Source organism: Streptococcus mitis (assembly GCF_005844455.1).
In the GTDB taxonomy this organism is placed as follows: domain Bacteria; phylum Bacillota; class Bacilli; order Lactobacillales; family Streptococcaceae; genus Streptococcus; species Streptococcus mitis_BF.
On the sequence record NZ_SPGF01000013.1, the window covers coordinates 12831 to 32228 of the forward strand.

At 39.6% G+C, this 19398-nt stretch carries 18 protein-coding genes and 2 pseudogenes; 16 read left to right on the forward strand and 4 right to left on the reverse strand.

Annotated features, from left to right (window positions below; all coding sequences use genetic code 11):
- The first annotated feature begins 95 nt into the window (after positions 1-95).
- Entirely contained in the window at positions 96-935 is an 840-nt protein-coding gene (locus FGQ53_RS03975) for a DegV family protein (protein ID WP_138335943.1), read from the forward strand.
- Positions 936-1042: 107 nt separating this feature from the next.
- Positions 1043-1318 carry an HU family DNA-binding protein gene (locus FGQ53_RS03980; RefSeq protein WP_001284637.1) on the forward strand — a complete coding sequence of 92 codons (276 nt, stop codon included), beginning with the start codon at positions 1043-1045 and terminating at the stop codon, positions 1316-1318.
- 105 nt (positions 1319-1423) lie between these two features.
- On the opposite strand, the gene FGQ53_RS11730 is transcribed toward FGQ53_RS03980, so the two are convergent.
- A complete protein-coding gene (locus FGQ53_RS11730; RefSeq protein WP_171019073.1) occupies positions 1424-1561 on the reverse strand; it encodes a hypothetical protein in 138 nt (45 codons plus the stop codon).
- A gap of 96 nt (positions 1562-1657) precedes the next feature.
- Between FGQ53_RS11730 and mutY the strand changes: the two genes are divergently transcribed.
- The 13 genes from mutY (at position 1658) to FGQ53_RS04050 (ending at position 16010) form a co-directional block, all read left to right on the forward strand.
- Positions 1658-2833, forward strand: coding sequence for an A/G-specific adenine glycosylase (mutY, locus tag FGQ53_RS03985; protein WP_138335945.1), 1176 nt, complete (start codon positions 1658-1660; stop codon positions 2831-2833).
- 55 nt (positions 2834-2888) lie between these two features.
- Positions 2889-3596 carry a response regulator YycF gene (gene yycF / locus FGQ53_RS03990; protein WP_138335947.1) on the forward strand — a complete coding sequence of 236 codons (708 nt, stop codon included), beginning with the start codon at positions 2889-2891 and terminating at the stop codon, positions 3594-3596.
- On the forward strand, positions 3589-4938 hold the full coding sequence (gene vicK, locus FGQ53_RS03995) for a cell wall metabolism sensor histidine kinase VicK (RefSeq protein ID WP_138335949.1): 1350 nt from the start codon (positions 3589-3591) through the stop codon (positions 4936-4938). Before yycF ends, vicK begins: the two co-directional genes overlap by 8 nt.
- A gap of 1 nt (position 4939) precedes the next feature.
- Positions 4940-5749, forward strand: a complete 810-nt coding sequence (locus FGQ53_RS04000; protein WP_000004961.1) for an MBL fold metallo-hydrolase — start codon at positions 4940-4942, stop codon at positions 5747-5749.
- 277 nt (positions 5750-6026) lie between these two features.
- The gene (ylqF, locus tag FGQ53_RS04010) at positions 6027-6878 is read left to right on the forward strand and encodes a ribosome biogenesis GTPase YlqF (protein WP_138335953.1); all 852 of its coding nucleotides are present in this window, start codon (positions 6027-6029) and stop codon (positions 6876-6878) included.
- Positions 6865-7644, forward strand: coding sequence for a ribonuclease HII (locus tag FGQ53_RS04015; protein ID WP_138335955.1), 780 nt, complete (start codon positions 6865-6867; stop codon positions 7642-7644). The genes ylqF and FGQ53_RS04015 overlap by 14 nt, the downstream gene beginning before the upstream one ends.
- A 16-nt stretch (positions 7645-7660) precedes the next feature.
- A complete protein-coding gene (locus FGQ53_RS04020) occupies positions 7661-9211 on the forward strand; it encodes a ClC family H(+)/Cl(-) exchange transporter (RefSeq protein ID WP_138335965.1) in 1551 nt (516 codons plus the stop codon).
- A 172-nt stretch (positions 9212-9383) separates the two neighbouring features.
- A complete protein-coding gene (gene pgdA / locus FGQ53_RS04025; protein ID WP_138335967.1) occupies positions 9384-10775 on the forward strand; it encodes a peptidoglycan-N-acetylglucosamine deacetylase PgdA in 1392 nt (463 codons plus the stop codon).
- Between the two features lie 76 nt (positions 10776-10851).
- Positions 10852-11694: an aldo/keto reductase gene (locus FGQ53_RS04030; RefSeq protein ID WP_138335969.1), complete on the forward strand. Its 843-nt coding sequence runs from the start codon at positions 10852-10854 to the stop codon at positions 11692-11694.
- Between the two features lie 269 nt (positions 11695-11963).
- Positions 11964-12341 carry a GFA family protein gene (locus tag FGQ53_RS04035; RefSeq protein ID WP_138335971.1) on the forward strand — a complete coding sequence of 126 codons (378 nt, stop codon included), beginning with the start codon at positions 11964-11966 and terminating at the stop codon, positions 12339-12341.
- Between the two features lie 204 nt (positions 12342-12545).
- Positions 12546-13463: a glycine--tRNA ligase subunit alpha gene (glyQ, locus tag FGQ53_RS04040; protein ID WP_138335973.1), complete on the forward strand. Its 918-nt coding sequence runs from the start codon at positions 12546-12548 to the stop codon at positions 13461-13463.
- Positions 13464-13674: 211 nt separating this feature from the next.
- Positions 13675-15711, forward strand: a complete 2037-nt coding sequence (gene glyS / locus FGQ53_RS04045; protein ID WP_138335975.1) for a glycine--tRNA ligase subunit beta — start codon at positions 13675-13677, stop codon at positions 15709-15711.
- Between the two features lie 41 nt (positions 15712-15752).
- Positions 15753-16010 (forward strand): DUF896 family protein, encoded by a 258-nt coding sequence (locus FGQ53_RS04050; protein ID WP_000371280.1) that lies wholly within the window; start codon positions 15753-15755, stop codon positions 16008-16010.
- A 130-nt stretch (positions 16011-16140) separates the two neighbouring features.
- Here the strand turns inward: FGQ53_RS04050 and FGQ53_RS04055 are convergent.
- Positions 16141-17447, reverse strand: a pseudogene (locus FGQ53_RS04055) (ISL3 family transposase).
- A 103-nt stretch (positions 17448-17550) separates the two neighbouring features.
- On the opposite strand from FGQ53_RS04055, the pseudogene FGQ53_RS04060 reads away from it, so the two are divergent.
- Positions 17551-17805: pseudogene (locus FGQ53_RS04060) on the forward strand (helix-turn-helix domain-containing protein); the annotation flags it as partial.
- A gap of 181 nt (positions 17806-17986) precedes the next feature.
- Here FGQ53_RS04060 and FGQ53_RS04065 read toward each other — a convergent pair.
- Positions 17987-18430 (reverse strand): transposase, encoded by a 444-nt coding sequence (locus FGQ53_RS04065; protein WP_138335977.1) that lies wholly within the window; start codon positions 18428-18430, stop codon positions 17987-17989.
- Positions 18393-19145 carry an IS110 family transposase gene (locus FGQ53_RS04070; protein ID WP_195450363.1) on the reverse strand — a complete coding sequence of 251 codons (753 nt, stop codon included), beginning with the start codon at positions 19143-19145 and terminating at the stop codon, positions 18393-18395. Before FGQ53_RS04070 ends, FGQ53_RS04065 begins: the two co-directional genes overlap by 38 nt.
- Between the last annotated feature and the right edge of the window lie 253 nt (positions 19146-19398).

Here is a 19398-nt window from a genome sequence, read left to right on the forward strand (position 1 = left end):
AAATTTGATTGACTCCATTAGGATTTTTAATCTTTTTTTGATATAATTAGAAGTGAGAAAAACAATCTGAATCCTAAAATAGAAAGATTGATACTATGACAAAAATTAAGATTGTAACCGATTCATCTGTTACTATTGAACCAGAACTCGTAAAACAATTAGATATTACAATTGTTCCATTATCTGTAATGATTGATAATGTTGTTTATTCTGATGCTGATTTGAAAGAAGAAGGTAAATTTCTTCAGTTGATGCAAGCAAGTAAGAACCTTCCTAAGACAAGTCAACCGCCTGTAGGTGTCTTCGCTGAAGTTTTTGAAGACCTATGCAAGGATGGTAGCCAGATTCTTGCTATTCATATGTCCCATGCTCTTTCTGGTACTGTAGAAGCAGCGCGCCAAGGTGCCAGTCTATCTACTGCCGACGTGACAGTTATTGATAGCTCCTTCACTGACCAAGCCTTGAAATTCCAAGTTGTTGAGGCTGCGAAATTAGCACAAGAAGGCAAAGATATGGAGACGATTTTAGCTCATGTAGAAGATGTAAAAAAACATACGGAGCTCTATATTGGTGTTTCTACTCTAGAAAATCTAGTAAAAGGTGGACGAATTGGCCGTGTAACTGGATTGTTGAGCTCACTTCTCAATATCCGTGTTGTCATGCAAATGAAAGACCATGAATTGCAGCCAATGGTTAAAGGTCGCGGTGCTAAAACCTTTAAAAAATGGTTGGATGAGTTGATAATATCGCTCTCTGAACGTGCTGTAGCAGAGATTGGAATTTCATATTCAGGTAGTGATGACTTGGCGAGAGAAATGAAAGAAAGTTTACAAGTCTATGTTGAAAAACCAATTTCTGTTTTAGAAACCGGTTCTATTATTCAGACTCATACAGGCGAGAATGCGTGGGCTATTTTGGTACGTTACCATTCCTAAAAAAATAAAGAAAATGCGAATAAACAGCGTTTTTAACTTGACCTATAAGGGATTTTAGGATATGATTATATTTGTTAATTAGAAATTAATTTGGAGGAATCATTAACATGGCAAACAAACAAGATTTGATCGCTAAAGTAGCAGAAGCTACAGAATTGACTAAGAAAGACTCAGCAGCAGCAGTTGAAGCTGTATTCGCAGCAGTAGCTGATTACCTTGCAGCTGGTGAAAAAGTTCAATTGATCGGTTTTGGTAACTTTGAAGTTCGTGAGCGTGCTGCACGTAAAGGTCGCAACCCACAAACTGGTAAAGAAATCACAATTGCAGCTTCTAAAGTTCCAGCATTCAAAGCTGGTAAAGCTCTTAAAGACGCTGTTAAATAATCAGCCTTTGAAAAGCCTATCATATCAAGCATTTGAGCTTGTGTGATAGGCTTTTTTGTTGCTTTGGGGCAAACACTATTTTTTTTCACTTGTTTTAGGATGATGTCAACCAGCATTTTCGTTATTTTCTAATAGTGCTGAGTTTTTATACTCTTCTAAAATCTTTTTAAACCACGTTAGCTTCACCTTGCCGTACTCAAGTACAGCTGCGGCTAGCTTCCTAGTTTGCTCTTTGATTTTCATTGAGTATAAGTAGATAGAAAAGTTATATACTATCTATTGAAAATATTATAAATCAGATACAAAGACAGGTGAAATCTTCTGTGTTATACTAGAGATATGTTAGATTTGAAAGAATACGGTATCGTCATGTGGCCTGAGGAGAAGATCATTTCTTTCCGTGAGAAACTTCTCGTTTGGTATGATGAAAATAAACGAGATTTACCCTGGCGTAGAAGTAAAAATCCTTATCATATCTGGGTATCTGAAATCATGCTCCAGCAGACCAGAGTGGATACAGTTATTCCATATTATGAACGATTCTTGGATTGGTTTCCAACAGTGGAAAGTTTGGCAACGGCTCCTGAAGAGCGTTTATTGAAGGCTTGGGAAGGTTTGGGTTATTATTCTCGAGTACGCAATATGCAGGCTGCAGCCCAGCAGATTATGACTGACTTTGGTGGTCAATTTCCAAATACCTATGAAGGAATTTCCAGTTTGAAAGGGATTGGCCCTTACACTGCAGGAGCGATTTCCAGTATTGCTTTTAACTTGCCTGAGCCAGCTGTAGATGGTAATGTTATGCGTGTTTTGGCCCGTCTGTTCGAAGTCAACCATGATATTGGGATTCCAAGTAATCGCAAAATTTTTCAGGCGATGATGGAAATCTTGATTGATCCGGATCGTCCTGGCGACTTTAACCAAGCTTTGATGGACTTAGGCTCAGATATTGAGGCTCCTGTAAATCCTAGGCCAGAAGAGAGTCCAGTGAAGGACTTTAGTGCGGCATATCACAATGGAAGCATGGACCGTTATCCAATTAAGGCTCCAAAGAAAAAGCCAGTTCCCATTTATCTAAAAGCACTAGTTGTGAAAAATGCTCAGGGGCAATTTTTACTTGAAAAAAATGAAAGTGAAAAGTTGTTAGCTGGATTTTGGCATTTTCCCTTGATAGAAGTAGATGAGTTTTTGCAAGAGGAGCAGTTTGACCTCTTTCATCAGGTTGCAGAAGAAAGTGTGAATTTTGGACCCAGTCCAGAAGAGAGTTTCCAGCAGGACTATGACCTAGATGTTGATTGGCTTGATGTTTATTTTGAGACTGTCAAGCATGTCTTTAGCCATCGTAAATGGCATGTTCAAATTGTAGCAGGTCAGGTGACTGATTTCCATGATTTTTCAGATAGGGAGGTTCGCTGGCTTTCACCAGAAGAGTTCCAGAATTACCCACTTGCCAAACCCCAACAAAAAATCTGGCAGGCTTATGCACAAGACAACTTAGACAAGAGCAAAGACTAGCTATTGTGTCTTCTTGTCATTTTTTTGGTATAATAGTAGAGAAAAAGGTGAACAAATGAAAAAAATATTAATTGTAGATGATGAAAAACCAATCTTGGATATTATCAAGTTTAATATGACCAAGGAAGGTTACGAGGTTGTAACTGCTTTTAATGGCCGTGAAGCGCTAGAACAATTTGAAGCAGAGCAGCCAGATATTATTATTCTGGATTTGATGCTTCCAGAAATTGATGGTTTAGAAGTTGCTAAGACTATTCGCAAGACCAGTAGTGTACCTATTATCATGCTGTCAGCTAAAGACAGCGAATTTGATAAGGTCATTGGTTTAGAGCTTGGGGCGGATGACTATGTGACCAAACCCTTCTCAAATCGTGAGTTGCAGGCGCGTGTCAAAGCTCTTCTCCGTCGTACAGATTTGACTTCTGTAGATAATCAGGAGTCTGATGAAAAGAAAACTCAGCCTTTACAAATTGGGGACTTGGAGATTGTGCCAGATGCTTATGTAGCTAAGAAATACGGTGAAGAACTAGACTTAACTCACCGTGAATTTGAGCTTTTGTACCACTTGGCGTCTCATATTGGTCAAGTGATTACGCGTGAACACTTGCTTGAAACTGTCTGGGGTTATGATTATTTTGGAGATGTTCGAACAGTTGATGTAACTATCAGACGTTTGCGTGAGAAGATTGAAGACACACCAAGTCGTCCGGAGTATATCCTAACACGTCGCGGTGTTGGTTATTATATGAGAAATAATGATTAAACTAATTAAAGACACAGTTTTAACCAGTGATTTTATCTTTATCCTCATTCTACTTGGCTTTATTTTAGTCGTGACCTTGATCTTGCTAGAAAATCGTCGGGATAATATTCGGTTGAAGCAAATCAATCAAAAGGTAAAAGACTTGATTGCAGGAGATTATTCTCAGGTATTGGATATGCAGGGAAGCTCTGAAATCACTAATATTACCAATAATCTCAATGATTTATCAGAAGTAATTCGGTTGACTCAAGAAAATCTGGAACAAGAGAGTAAAAGATTACACAGTATCCTCTCTTACATGACGGATGGAGTCCTTGCGACCAATCGTCGTGGGAAGATTACCATGATTAATGACATGGCTAAGAAACAGTTAGGTGTTCAGAAAGAAGATGTTCTCAACAAAAGTATTCTAGAATTGCTTAAGATTGAAGATGAGTATGAACTTCGTGATTTGATTACCCAAATTCCTGAGCTCATCATTGATTCCCAGGATGCTAACGGTGAGTATCTGAGCCTTCGTGTTCGCTTTGCTTTGATTCGTCGAGAGTCTGGCTTTATTTCGGGTCTGGTTGCTGTTTTGCATGATACGACTGAGCAGGAGAAGGAAGAACGCGAGCGGAGACTCTTTGTTTCCAATGTTAGCCATGAGTTACGGACACCCTTAACCAGTGTTAAATCTTATCTTGAAGCTTTGGATGAGGGAGCTTTGTGTGAAACCGTAGCACCAGACTTTATTAAGGTATCTCTAGACGAAACCAATCGTATGATGCGCATGGTAACTGACCTCCTTCATCTCTCTCGGATTGACAATGCGACCAGTCATCTGGATGTGGAACTGATTAACTTTACTGCCTTTATTACTTTTATCCTCAACCGTTTTGATCAGATAAGAGGGCAGGATGAAGAGAAGAAATACGAACTGGTGAGAGATTACCCAATTACCTCAGTCTGGATAGAGATAGATACAGATAAGATGACACAGGTGATTGATAATATTCTTAACAATGCCATTAAGTATTCTCCAGATGGTGGGAAAATTACAGTGACCATGAAAACAACTGATGATCAGATGATTTTATCCATCTCAGACCAAGGTTTGGGTATTCCTAAGCAGGATTTACCACGCATCTTTGACCGTTTTTATCGTGTGGATCGTGCTAGAAGTCGTGCCCAGGGTGGGACAGGTCTGGGACTGTCTATTGCCAAAGAAATTATCAAACAACATAATGGCTTTATTTGGGCCAAGAGTGAATACGGTAAGGGATCAACTTTCACAATTGTGCTCCCTTATGATAAGGATGCAGTGAAAGAAGAAGTATGGGAGGATGAAGTAGAAGACTAGAATGAGTGAAACAGGCTTTAAATACAGTATTTTAGCGTCGGGTTCCAGTGGAAATTCCTTTTATCTGGAAACACCAAAAAAGAAGCTTTTAGTGGATGCAGGCTTGTCTGGTAAAAAGATTACTAGCCTACTTGCTGAAATTAATCGCAAACCAGAAGACTTGGACGCCATCTTGATTACCCATGAGCATTCAGATCATATCCACGGTGTGGGAGTTTTGGCTCGCAAGTATGGTATGGATCTTTATGCCAATGAAAAAACTTGGCAAGCTATGGAAAATAGTAAGTATCTTGGCAAGGTGGATTCTTCTCAGAAGCATATCTTTGAAATGGGCAAAACCAAAACTTTTGGAGATATCGACATCGAGAGTTTTGGTGTAAGCCATGATGCAGTCGCACCGCAGTTCTATCGCTTTATGAAAGATGATAAAAGTTTTGTCCTTTTGACAGATACAGGTTATGTCAGTGACCGTATGGCAGGAATTGTCGAAAATGCGGATGGCTATCTTATCGAGTCCAACCACGATGTAGAGATTTTGCGAGCAGGTTCTTACGCTTGGCGGCTCAAACAACGAATCCTATCGGATCTCGGTCACCTTTCTAATGAAGATGGTGCTGAAGCTATGATTCGGACGCTAGGAAATCGCACTAAGAAAATCTATCTTGGTCACTTGTCCAAGGAGAACAATATCAAGGAGCTAGCTCACATGACCATGGTCAACCAGCTAGCACAAGCTGATCTGGGAGTTGGAGTAGACTTTAAGGTTTATGATACTTCACCAGATACCGCAACACCATTGACAGATATATAAAAGAGGCTGGAAAAAGTCTTTAAAATTAAAGGCTCTTTGTCAACTGTAGTGGGTTGAAGTCAGCTAAGATCGAGAAAGGATAAATTTCGTCCTTTCTTTTTCTATTCAGGGAGCTTAAAGGGCTATCATCGGACAAAATAAGAAAGTCATGATATAATATAAAGTAGATTTCTATGTAATTAAACAAGAACTGTTTGAACATCATTCATTTTATGTTCAAACGATAGTAAAATAAAATAGGGTCTCTAAACCCTTGCTACGAAAGGGAAAAAGCTCAATGGCAACTATTCAATGGTTTCCTGGACACATGTCTAAAGCGCGTCGACAGGTTCAGGAAAATTTAAAATTTGTTGATTTTGTGACGATTTTGGTGGATGCACGCTTACCTCTATCTAGTCAAAATCCTATGTTGACCAAGATTGTTGGTGGCAAACCAAAACTCTTGATTTTAAACAAGGCAGACTTGGCCGATCCAGCAATAACCAAAGAATGGCGTCAGTATTTTGAATCACAAGGAATCCAGACTCTGGCTATTAACTCCAAAGAGCAAGTAACTGTAAAAATTGTAACAGATGCAGCCAAAAAGCTCATGGCTGATAAGATTGCTCGTCAGAAAGAACGTGGGATTCAGATTGAAACCTTGCGTACTATGATTATTGGGATTCCAAACGCTGGTAAATCTACTCTCATGAACCGTTTGGCTGGTAAAAAAATTGCCGTTGTCGGCAATAAACCAGGTGTTACCAAGGGGCAACAATGGCTCAAAACCAATAAAGACCTGGAAATCTTGGATACACCGGGGATTCTCTGGCCTAAGTTTGAGGATGAAACTGTTGCACTGAAACTAGCCTTGACTGGAGCTATCAAAGACCAGTTGCTTCCTATGGATGAGGTGACCATTTTTGGTCTCAATTATTTTAAAAAACATTATCCAGATAAGCTAGCTGAACGTTTTAAACAAATGAAGATAGAAGAAGAAGCGCCAGTTATTATTATGGATATGACACGTGCCCTCGGTTTCCGAGACGACTATGACCGTTTTTACAGTCTCTTCGTGAAGGAAGTCCGTGATGGCAAACTCGGTAACTATACCTTAGATACATTAGAAGACCTCGATGGCGACGATTAAAGAAATCAAAGAACTCCTTGCAACAGTCAAGGATTTAGAAAGCCCTGTTTTTTTAGAACTCGAAAAGGATACTCGCTCTGGAGTTCAAAAGGAAATCAGCAAGCGTAAGAAAGCCATCCAAGCTGAATTAGATGAAAATTTGCGCTTGGAATCTATGCTTTCCTATGAAAAAGAACTTTATAAGCAAGGATTGGCCTTAATAGCAGGTGTTGATGAGGTCGGCCGTGGTCCTCTGGCTGGACCTGTAGTCGCTGCAGCCGTTATTTTACCTAAAAATTGTAAGATTAAAAATCTCAACGACAGTAAGAAAATTCCTAAAAAGAAACATCTGGAAATTTTCCAAGCCGTTCAAAACCAAGCCCTGTCAATCGGCATTGGTATCATGGATAATCAGGTCATTGACCAAGTCAATATCTATGAAGCAACCAAACTAGCCATGCGGGAAGCAATCTCCCAGCTCAGTCTTCAACCTGAGCACCTTTTGATAGATGCCATGAAACTGGATTTGCCCATTTCACAAACTTCCATCATCAAAGGTGATGCTAATTCCCTTTCAATTGCAGCAGCCTCTATAGTAGCCAAGGTGACACGTGATGAATTGATGAAGGAATACGATCAGCAGTTCCCTGGCTATGATTTTACTGCTAATGCAGGATATGGAACAGCTAAACACCTGGAAGGCCTCACAAAACTAGGAGTTACCCCAATTCACCGAACCAGCTTTGAACCCGTTAAATCACTGGTTTCAGGCAAAAAAGAAAGTTAAGTTAGAAGGAATGATTATGAAGGAACAGTCAGAAACACTCAGTTCCAAGAAAGAATTTGCCTTTGCCTCAAGCACCATATTATCCCAAGTTGGACGAGGAATCATTGTCGGGCTCGTTGTCGGGCTCATCGTCGGATCCTTTCGTTTCTTAATCGAAAAAGGCTTCCACCTGATACAAGGACTTTATCAAGATCAAGCGCACCTAGTGCGCAATCTTTTTATCATTGGTCTATTTTATTTAATAGTTTGTTGGCTCAGTGCGAAATTAACTCGATCAGAAAAAGATATCAAAGGCTCAGGAATTCCTCAAGTCGAAGCCGAATTAAAGGGACTGATGACCCTCAACTGGTGGGGCGTACTTTGGAAAAAATATATTCTAGGAATTTTGGCTATTGCTAGTGGCCTTATGCTAGGGCGTGAAGGACCAAGCATTCAACTCGGAGCGGTTGGTGGTAAAGGAATTGCCAAATGGCTTAAATCCAGTCCAGTAGAGGAACGATCCTTGATTGCGAGTGGAGCTGCAGCAGGATTAGCCGCTGCATTTAATGCACCGATTGCAGGACTTCTCTTTGTTGTAGAAGAAGTCTATCACCATTTTTCGCGCTTTTTCTGGGTCTCAACTCTAGCGGCCAGTCTCGTAGCAAACTTTGTTTCTCTGCTCATATTTGGCCTAACACCCGTACTGGATATGCCAGACAATATCCCACTCATGACTCTAAATCAGTATTGGATTTACCTCCTTATGGGAGTTTTTCTTGGACTTTCTGGTTTTCTCTATGAGAAGGCTGTACTCAATGTCGGTAGAATTTATGACTGGATTGGTCAAAAAATCCGTTTAGATAGAGCATATTATCCAATTCTTGCTTTTATTCTCATCCTACCAGTCGGCATCTTCTTACCCCAGATTCTTGGAGGTGGAAATCAGCTGGTTCTTTCCTTAACTGAGCAAGATTTTAGTTTCCAAGTTCTATTAGCTTACTTTTTGATTCGCTTTGTTTGGAGCATGATTAGTTATGGAAGTGGTCTTCCAGGAGGAATTTTCCTACCAATTTTGGCGCTTGGTTCCTTACTCGGTGCCCTAGTTGGTGTTATTTGTGTCAATCTTGGACTTGTCAGTCAGGAGCAATTCCCTATATTTGTCATTCTGGGAATGAGTGGCTATTTTGGAGCAATATCCAAGGCTCCCTTAACTGCTATGATACTTGTAACTGAGATGGTAGGAGATATTCGCAACCTCATGCCACTTGGATTAGTCACCTTGGTTGCCTACATCATCATGGATCTGCTCAAGGGTGCACCAGTCTATGAGGCTATGTTGGAAAAAATGTTGCCAGAAGAAGCGACAGATGAAGGAGAAGTCACACTCATTGAAATCCCTGTATCTGACAAAATCGCCGGAAAACAAGTACACGAGCTCAACTTACCACATAACATCCTCATTACAACCCAAGTCCATAATGGCAAAAGCCAAACAGTTAATGGTTCAACCAGAATGTATCTCGGTGATATGATTCACCTAGTTATTCCAAAAAGTGAAATTGGGAAAGTCAAGGATTTGTTGCTGTAGGTGCTTTTTGCATAATTTATATTATGTAAAATAAATTATATTTCTTAATTAAATAAACTAGAAAACCGATTCTCAGAAATGAGATCGGTTATTTTTTAAGCCCCCTCTTTTTTAATATACTATTCCCTCCCAAATCATTGAAATTATAGCTTGAATTTGATATGATGGTCTTATGGATAAAAGTAGAACAAAGCGTGAGAATCACGATAAGATAAGAATGAGTTTAATAGCCCTAGTTGCTATCTTTTCAGTAAGTATTTGTGTCCTTGGATCAATTATTGGTTATAAAGTCTATACAAAGCAAAGTTTTGAGCAAAAGATTGAATCGCTCAAAAAAGAGAAAGATGATCAATTGAGTGAGGGAAATCAGAAAGATCATTTTCGTAAGGGACAAGCCGAAGTGATTGCCTATTATCCTCTCCAAGGGGAGCAAGTGATTTCGTCTGTAAAAGAAATCATGACACATGATATTAAGGAAAATCTGGAAGACAAGGAAAATCTGGTTTTTTATTATACGGAGAAACAGGATTCGACTTTAAAAGGGATTGTCAACCGAAGTGTGATGAAACAAGTCTATGATTTAACTTCGTCAAAAGTTGAAGAGACTGAAAAAACTAGTCTAGCGAAAGTGCATTTGACAGAAGATGGTAAACCTTTTACACTTGATCAACTATTTTCAGATGCTAGTAAGGCTAAAGAGAAGCTGTTAAAAGAACTGACTTCTTTCTTACAGGATAAGAAATTAGAACAAGAAAAGATTGATCAGACTGTTAAAGGATTCTCTGACCAAGACTTGTCTGCATGGAATTTTGATTATAAGGATAGTCAGATTATTCTTTATCCAAGTCAGGCGGTTGAAAATCTAGACGAGATTGCCTTGCCGGTATCTAGTTTCTTTGACGTTATTCAGTCCTCATATTTATTAGATAAGGATGCAGAACTATATAAGGCTTATTATGAAAAGAAAAATCGTAAAGTAGTAGCCTTGACTTTTGATGATGGACCAAATCCTACAACGACAAATCAAGCATTAGATACTCTTTCTAAGTATGGTATCAAGGCAACTTTCTTTGTTTTGGGAAAAAACGTTTCTGGCAATGAAGAGGTTTTGAAACGTATGAAAGCAGATGGCCATGTCATTGGAAACCATAGTTGGAGCCATCCAGTGCTATCAAAACTTTCTCTTGATGACGCTAAAAAACAAATTACTGATACTGAGGATGCACTAACTAAGGTGCTGGGCTCTAGTTCTAAACTTATGCGTCCGCCTTATGGAGCCGTTACAGACGATATTCGCAATAGCCTCGATTTGAGTTTTATTATGTGGGATGTGGATAGTCTGGACTGGAAGAGTAAAAATGAAGCAGCTATTTTGACAGAAATTCAGCGTGAAGTCAAGAATGGTTCTATTATTCTCATGCATGATATCCATGCTGAGACAGTAAATGCTTTGCCCAAGGTTATTGACTATTTGAAGGGGCAAGGTTATGACTTTGTAACCGTACCAGATTTGTTAGATTCTCGTCTTAAAACTCACCAGATCTACTTCGACCGTGACCAATAATTCAAAAAATCTAAAGAGATAAGTTTTCATTGAGAATTTGTTTCTTTGGATTTTCTTCTCATAGAAAGGAAAAATAATGAAATCTTATACTTTAAATAATGACGTTCCAATTCCAGTTCTAGGATTTGGAACCTGGAAAGCTGAAAATGGGGAGATTGCCTACCAAGCTGTCCTAGAGGCTTTAAAGGCAGGCTATCGCCATATCGATACGGCAGCTATCTATAAAAATGAAGAAAGCGTTGGTCGTGCTATTCAAGATAGTGGCGTTCCGCGTGAGGAAATTTTTGTAACCAGTAAACTCTGGAATACAAATCACACCTATGAGCAAGCTCGTCAGGCTTTTGAAGAGTCTTTAGAGAAGCTGGGTTTGGAATATTTGGATTTGTATTTGATTCATTGGCCAAATCCAAAACCGCTCAGAGAAAATGATCAATGGAAAATCCGAAATGCGGAAGTCTGGAGAGCGATGGAGGGCCTCTATCAAGAAGGCAAAATCCGTGCTATCGGTGTTAGTAATTTTCTTCCCCATCATTTGGATGCCTTGCTTGAAACTGCAACTATTGTTCCTGCGGTCAATCAAGTTCGCTTGTCGCCAGGTGTTTATCAAGAGGAAGTCGTAGATTACTGTAGAGAAAAAGGAATTTTATTGGAAGGCTGGGGACCTTTTGGTCAGGGAGAACTATTTGATAGCAAGGAAGTGCAAGAAATTGCGGCAAATCACGGAAAATCTGTTGCTCAGATAGCCTTGGCTTGGAGCTTGGCAGAAGGATTTTTACCACTTCCGAAATCTGTTACAGCATCTCGTATTCAGGCTAATCTTGATTGTTTCGGAATTGAGCTGAGTCACGAGGAGCGTGAAACCTTAAAAACGATTGCTGTTCAGTCTGGTGCTCCAAGAGTTGATGATATGGATTTCTAGAAAATCATAAAAAGAATTGTACATTGTTCTAATTTTTGATATAATAGTCAACAGGAAAGAAAGTCTTATGGCGTTCTTCAAGCGAGCTTGGGATAGTGGGAGCCAAGTAGGACAAAATAAAGAGCTGGCACTTTCTGTAGTATTTTCAAAAACAATGAAGTAATAAATTAGGGTGGAACCGCGTTTCAAACGCCCCTAGTCGCAAGGCTTGGGTGTTGGAATTCGGTTCTTTTTGAATTTCGTCTAATGCCTAAGTAGAAAGGAGCTTAATGCTTAAAGGATCTTGTTTATGTAAAGCAGCAACCTACACTCTAGATGAGGAATTATCTGAATTAGTGTTTTGCCATTGCTCATTCTGTCGGAAAGCAACTGCGTCTGCCTGTACAGTTAATGCCAAAGTTAGCAGTAAAAAGCTAGTATTGCATGGAAAAGAAAGGCTTGTTACTTATAGTTCTTCTCCAGGAAAACAGCGTTATTACTGCCAGAACTGTCATAGTCAAATTTTCACTGTTCAAGAAAATATACCAGAAGTCTGTGCTTTGAAATTAGGTACAATAGATGAATGCGATCAGAATTTACAAACTGTTCCCAAACGTCATATTTTTCAGGATCCAGCCTTTTCTTGGTTGCTTGATAAATCCATCTAAAAAGATAACATAAATTAAAGGAGTAAATAATGTCTAAAAAATTGACTTTTCACTGCGTCAGTGGCAGAGACCTCCTTACAGTCGGACTGCCCCACGCTCAGCACCCTAGTGCTGAGCTAGACGCAGTACTAACTCGTCTTGCCTCGTATAATCGACGAGGCAGACTCGTGTCGCAAGAAATTATTTTTTATTAAGGAGTATTCAATGTCTAAGAAATTAACATTTCAAGAAATTATTTTGACTTTGCAACAATTTTGGAATGACCAAGGTTGTATGCTTATGCAGGCTTATGATAATGAAAAAGGTGCGGGGACAATGAGTCCTTACACTTTCCTTCGTGCTATCGGGCCTGAGCCATGGAATGCGGCTTATGTAGAGCCATCCCGTCGTCCTGCTGATGGTCGTTACGGGGAAAACCCTAACCGCCTTTACCAACACCACCAATTCCAAGTGGTTATGAAGCCTTCTCCATCAAACATTCAAGAGCTTTACCTCGAGTCTTTGGAAAAATTGGGTATCAATCCATTGGAACATGATATTCGTTTCGTTGAGGACAACTGGGAAAACCCATCAACTGGTTCAGCTGGTCTTGGATGGGAAGTTTGGCTTGATGGGATGGAAATCACTCAGTTTACTTATTTCCAACAAGTTGGTGGATTGGCAACTGGCCCTGTGACTGCGGAAGTTACCTATGGTTTGGAGCGTTTGGCTTCTTACATTCAAGAAGTAGACTCTGTCTATGATATCGAGTGGGCTGATGGTGTAAAATACGGAGAAATCTTTAACCAGCCTGAGTACGAGCATTCAAAATATTCATTTGAAATTTCGGACCAAGAAATGTTGCTGGAAAACTTTGATAAGTTTGAAAAAGAAGCTGGTCGTGCTCTGGAAAAAGGCTTGGTTCACCCTGCCTATGACTATGTTCTCAAATGTTCACACACCTTTAATCTGCTGGATGCGCGTGGTGCCGTATCTGTAACAGAGCGCGCAGGCTATATCGCTCGTATCCGTAACTTGGCCCGTGTCGTAGCCAAAACCTTTGTCGCAGAACGCAAACGCCTAGGTTACCCACTTTTGGATGAAGCAACACGAGCTAAACTCTTAGCAGAAGACGCAGAATAAAGAGAGTGACAAATTACGAAAATGGGCGAACAGAGTGAGCCCTGAATCAGTTGCCACAGTGATGAAGGTATCCTTAGTGAAGCTAAGGATACTAGGAAAAATTGGAGACTTTTGGCTCCAATTTTAGCAATGAAACAACGAAGTTGGTTGCTTGCGTGCCAATCACATAAGGCAAACTGGAAAATAAAAAGATATTTTTCGGAGGAAAAACATGACAAAAAACTTATTAGTAGAACTCGGTCTTGAAGAATTACCAGCCTATGTTGTCACACCAAGTGAAAAACAACTAGGCGAAAAAATGGCAGCCTTCCTCAAGGAAAATCGCCTGTCTTTTGAAGCCATTCAAACCTTCTCAACACCACGTCGTTTGGCTGTTCGTGTGACTGGCTTATCAGACAACCAGGCTGATTTGACAGAAGATTTCAAGGGTCCAGCAAAGAAAATTGCCTTGGATAGTGATGGAAACTTCACAAAAGCAGCTCAAGGATTTGTCCGTGGAAAAGGATTGACTGTTGAAGATATCGAATTCCGTGAAATTAAGGGTGAAGAATATGTCTATGTCACTAAGGAAGAAGTTGGTCAAGCAGTTGAAGCCATTGTTCCTGGTGTTGTAGATGTCTTGAAGTCATTGACTTTCCCTGTCAGCATGCACTGGGCTGGAAATAGCTTTGAATACATTCGTCCTGTTCACACTTTAACTGTTCTTTTAGATGAAGAAGAGTTTGATTTGAATTTCCTTGATATTAAGGGAGGGCGTGTGAGCCGTGGCCATCGTTTCTTGGGACAAGAAACTAAGATTCAGTCAGCATTGAGCTATGAAGAAGACCTTCGTAAGCAGTTTGTAATCGCGGATCCACGTGAACGTGAGCAAATGATTGTTGACCAAATTAAGGCAATCGAAGCTGAATACAGTGTACGTATCGAAATTGATGCTGATTTGCTTAATGAAGTCTTGAACTTGGTTGAATACCCAACTGCCTTTATGGGAAGTTTTGATGCCAAATACCTTGACGTTCCAGAAGAAGTTTTGGTGACTTCGATGAAGGAACACCAACGGTACTTTGTTGTCCGTGATCAAGATGGTAAACTTTTGCCAAACTTTATTTCTGTTCGTAACGGAAACGCAGAGCATTTGGAAAATGTCATCAAAGGAAATGAAAAAGTCTTGGTAGCTCGCTTGGAAGATGGAGAATTCTTCTGGCGTGAAGACCAAAAATTGGTCATTTCAGATCTTGTTGAAAAATTAAACAATGTGACTTTCCATGAGAAAATTGGTTCCCTTCGTGAACACATGATTCGTACAGGCCAGATTGCTATTCTCTTGGCAGAAAAAGCTGGTTTGTCAGCGGATGAAACGATTGATTTAGCCCGTGCAGCAGCCATTTACAAGTTTGACTTGTTGACAGGTATGGTTGGTGAATTTGACGAGCTCCAAGGAATTATGGGTGAAAAATATGCCCTTCTTGCTGGTGAAACTCCAGTGGTGGCAGCTGCTATTCGTGAACACTACATGCCTACATCAGCTGAAGGAGAACTTCCAGAGAGCAAGGTTGGCGCAGTTCTAGCTATTGCAGACAAATTGGATACGATTTTGAGTTTCTTCTCAGTAGGTTTGATTCCATCAGGTTCTAATGACCCTTATGCCCTTCGTCGTGCGACCCAAGGTGTAGTTCGTATCTTGGATGCCTTTGGTTGGCATATTGCTATGGATGAGCTGATTGATAGCCTTTATGCTTTGACATTTGACAGCTTGACTTATGAAAATAAAGCAGAGGTTATGGACTTTATCAAGGCTCGTGTTGATAAGATGATGGGCTCTACTCCAAAAGATATCAAGGAAGCAGTTCTTGCAGGTTCAAACTTTGTTGTGGCAGAGATGTTGGAAGTAGCAAGTGCTCTCGTAGAAGCAAGCAAGAAAGAAGATTTTAAATCGTCTGTCGAATCCCTCTCACGTGCTTTCAATTTGGCTGAGAAAGCAGAAGGATCTGACACGGTTGATCCAGCTCTCTTTGAAAATGAAGAAGAGAAAGCCTTGGCAGAAGCTGTAGAGTCACTTGTTTTATCAGGTACTGCAAATCAACAATTGAACCAACTCTTTTCTCTTAGCCCAGTCATTGATTCATTCTTTGAGAATACTATGGTTATGGCTGAAGACGAGGCAGTCCGTCAAAATCGTTTGGCTATCTTGTCTCATTTAACTCAAAAAGCATCCAAACTTGCTCGTTTTAACCAAATTAACACTAAATAAAGTTTGATAAACGGACTTTATCTTATCACAAAGGAGAAGAAATGGATCCGAAAAAAATTGCTCGTATCAACGAGCTAGCTAAAAAGAAAAAAGCAGAAGGCTTGACACCAGAAGAAAAAGTGGAACAAGCCAAACTACGTGAGGAGTACATCGAAGGGTACCGTCGCGCTGTTCGTCACCATATTGAAGGAATTAAAATCGTGGACGAAGAAGGAAACGATGTTACACCAGAAAAACTACGCCAAGTACAACGTGAAAAAGGGTTACACGGCCGTAGTCTCGATGATCCAAATTCATAATAAGTATTCTTTCTTTTAACAAAGATAGGTGAAATAATAATCAAAAGACTATCATACATAAATGAGCTGCACCTCAAAAGTTAGAGCTAGAAAATCAGCTCTTTGTCAACTGTAGTGGGTTGAAGAAAAGCTAAGATCGAGAAAGGACAAATTTCGTCCTTTCTTTTTTGATATTTAGGGCGATAAAAATTCGTTTTTTGAAGTTTTCAAAGTTCCGAAAACCAAATGCATTGCGCTTGATAAGTTTGATGAGATTATTAGTGGCTTCCAATTTTGCGTTGGAATAGGGTAGTTGAAGGGCGTTGACGATTTTCTCTTTATCCTTGAGGAAGGTTTTAAAGACAGTCTGAAAAAGAGGATGAACCAGCTTAAGCTTGTCCTTAATGAGTCCGAAAAATTTGTCTGGTTCCTTATTCTGAAAGTGAAAAAGCAAGAGCTGATAGATATTATAGTGGTGTCTCAAGTCTTCTGAATAGCTCAAAAGCTTGTCTAGAATCTCTTTGTTGGTTAGATGCATACGAAAAGTAGGACGATAAAATCGCTTATCGCTCAGTTTACGAGTATCCTGCTGTATAAGCTTCCAGTAGCGTTTGATGGCCTTGTATTCATGGGATTTTCGATCGAATTGATTCATGATTTGAACACGGACACGACTCATAGCACGGCTAAGATGTTGAACAATGTGAAAACAATCTAGAACGATTTTAGCACATGGGAGTGAAACAGTCTGGGAGACTGTTTCAGCCTGAGCCTAGAATTTCGAAAGCGAAGCTGTTTAGCTAAGGCATAGTAAGGACTAAACATATCCATCGTAATGATTTTCACCTGACAGCGAACGGCTCTATCATATTTAAGAAAGTGATTTTGGATGATAGCTTGTGTTCTCCCCTCAAGAACAGTGATGATATTGAGATTGTCAAAATCTTGCGCAATGAAACTCATCTTTCCCTTAGTGAAGGCATACTCATCCCAAGACATAATCTCGGGAAGACGAGAAATATCATGTTTAAAACGGAAGTCATTGAGCTTTCGAATGACGGTTGAAGTTGAAATGGCAAGCTGGCGGGCAATGTCGGTCATAGAAGCCTTCTCAATCAGCTTCTGAGCAATCTTTTGGTTGATCATACGAGGGCTTTGATGATTCTTCTTGACGAGAGAAGTCTCAGCGACCATCATTTTCGAGCACTGATAGCACTTGAAACGTCGCTTTTTAAGGAGAATTCTAGTAGGCATACCAGTTTTTTCAAGGTAAGGAATTTTCGACGGTTTTTGGAAGTCATATTTCTTCATTTGACTTCCACACTCAGGACAAGATGGAGCGTAGTAGTCCAGTTTAGCGATGATTTCCTTGTGTGTATCCCTATTAATGACATCCATAATTTGGATATTTGGGCCTTTAATGTCTAGTAATTTTGTGATAAAATGTAATTGTTCCATATGATTCTTTCTAATGATGGTTTGGTCACTTTTCATTATAGGTCTTATGGGACTTTTTTCTACAACAGACTTCCTGCGAAACAAAATATGGTACAATAATTCTATGAATTATGAAGCAAGCAAACAATTAACTGATGTACGATTTAAGCGCCTTGCTGGTGTTCAGCGCACTACTTTTGAAGAGATGTTAGCTGTGTTAAAAACAGCTTATCAACATAAACACGCAAAAGGTGGACGAACCCCTAAGTTAAGCTTAGAAGATCTCCTCATGGCTACTCTTCAATACATGCGAGAATACCGTACTTATGAACAAATTGCGGCTGATTTTGGCATTCACGAAAGCAACTTAATCCGTCGGATTTCGCAGGGAGTCTAACAAAATAGGCTCCATAATATCCATAGGGTATTTACCCACTACAAATATTATAGAGCCAGAAAATCTAACTTTTGAGGTGTTTTTATTTGAAAAAAAACAGTAAAAAAGCGCAAAAAATCACTTCCTGTGCTATACTGTAATTGAAATTTTTTTAGTTTGGACGTTAGAACTGTTTCCTCAGTCCTAGCGCCTTTTCTTTTTGATAAGTCTGCTTGGTGGAGAGTAGTTTATAAATGATTCTGAGAATCTTATGAGCACAAGCAATAATCGCCTTCATCTTGCTTCCTCTTTGGGAAATTCGATTGTAAAAAGAAGAAAAAGCTGGATCCTTAGAATGTGCTACAATTAATCCCGACATGGTCAGAGACTGTTTGATATAGCGATTTCCTTGCGTAATGTGTGAGGATTTTTTAATGCCAGCACTTTCATAAGACCCTGGACAGAGTCCAGCCCATGATGCTAAGTGTGCATCGGATGGAAAAGCTGTAACAGTTGGTCCAATCTCAGCTAGAATAGTGGCAGCACAGTTTTCATTCACACCAGGAATGGTTTGAAGTATCCTATTTTCCTCAGGGAAACTCCTTTTCGATGTAGCGTTGAATCTCATCGGTCAATTTTTCAATGAGTTCCTGATACATCTGATATTCCTCTAAGCTCTGGTCTAAGAGGAAGCGGTCTTCTAGTGACAACTTTCCTTCCATCGCTTCAACAAGTTCTTCTGGACTTGCTTTCACTCGCTTTTGGATACAAGGGATAACAGATTCTACATTAATGGTTTCTCCGTTAATAAATAATTTTAAAAGTGATCGCCCTGTCTTAGAAAAAATATCAGAAAGATAACTTGTTAGCTTGATATTGGCCCGTTGTAAGAGATTGTGAATTTCATTTTTGACTTGAGTTTGACGCTGCTTGTAAGAACGCATGCGACGTGTCAGTAAACGAAGCTGTACCACTTCAGGTGCTGGAATATAGGAAGGTTCAATTAGTCCGCAACGTCCGAGTTGAGCAATCCATTCGGCATCTTTCATATCTGTTTTTCGACCAGGCACATTCTTGATATGTTGAGGATTGGCAAGTACCAAGACGAGATTAGAATCTGAAAAGATATTAAAGAGAGGGAGCCAATATTGCCCAGTACTTTCAAAAAAGACATGTATGACATGGTTTTCCACCAACCAATCTAAGGCATTGTGAAGAGCTACAGTAGTTGTCCCAAATTTCTTCTGAATTTTCTTTGGCTTATTGGTATCTAGTGGACCATCTAGAATACAACAAACAATGGATTTTTGGTGGACATCAATACCACAACACGTTTCAATCATGACTTCCATTATATAGTAGATTGAAACAAGATGTGAACAAATCGATTAGGAAAGTCAAATTAATTTCTAGAAATATTTTAACAGCCATAACGTACTATTCTAGACTCAATCTACTATAAAAACCTCCTGTTAACTATTTGAACAATAGAACAAGAGGCTACTAGTAAGATATTTTCATGCTCAAGGCATATTCGAGTTATCTCATGACTCTTGTTCATCCAGTTTTTTTAACAGGCTAGGAAAAGCCCTATTA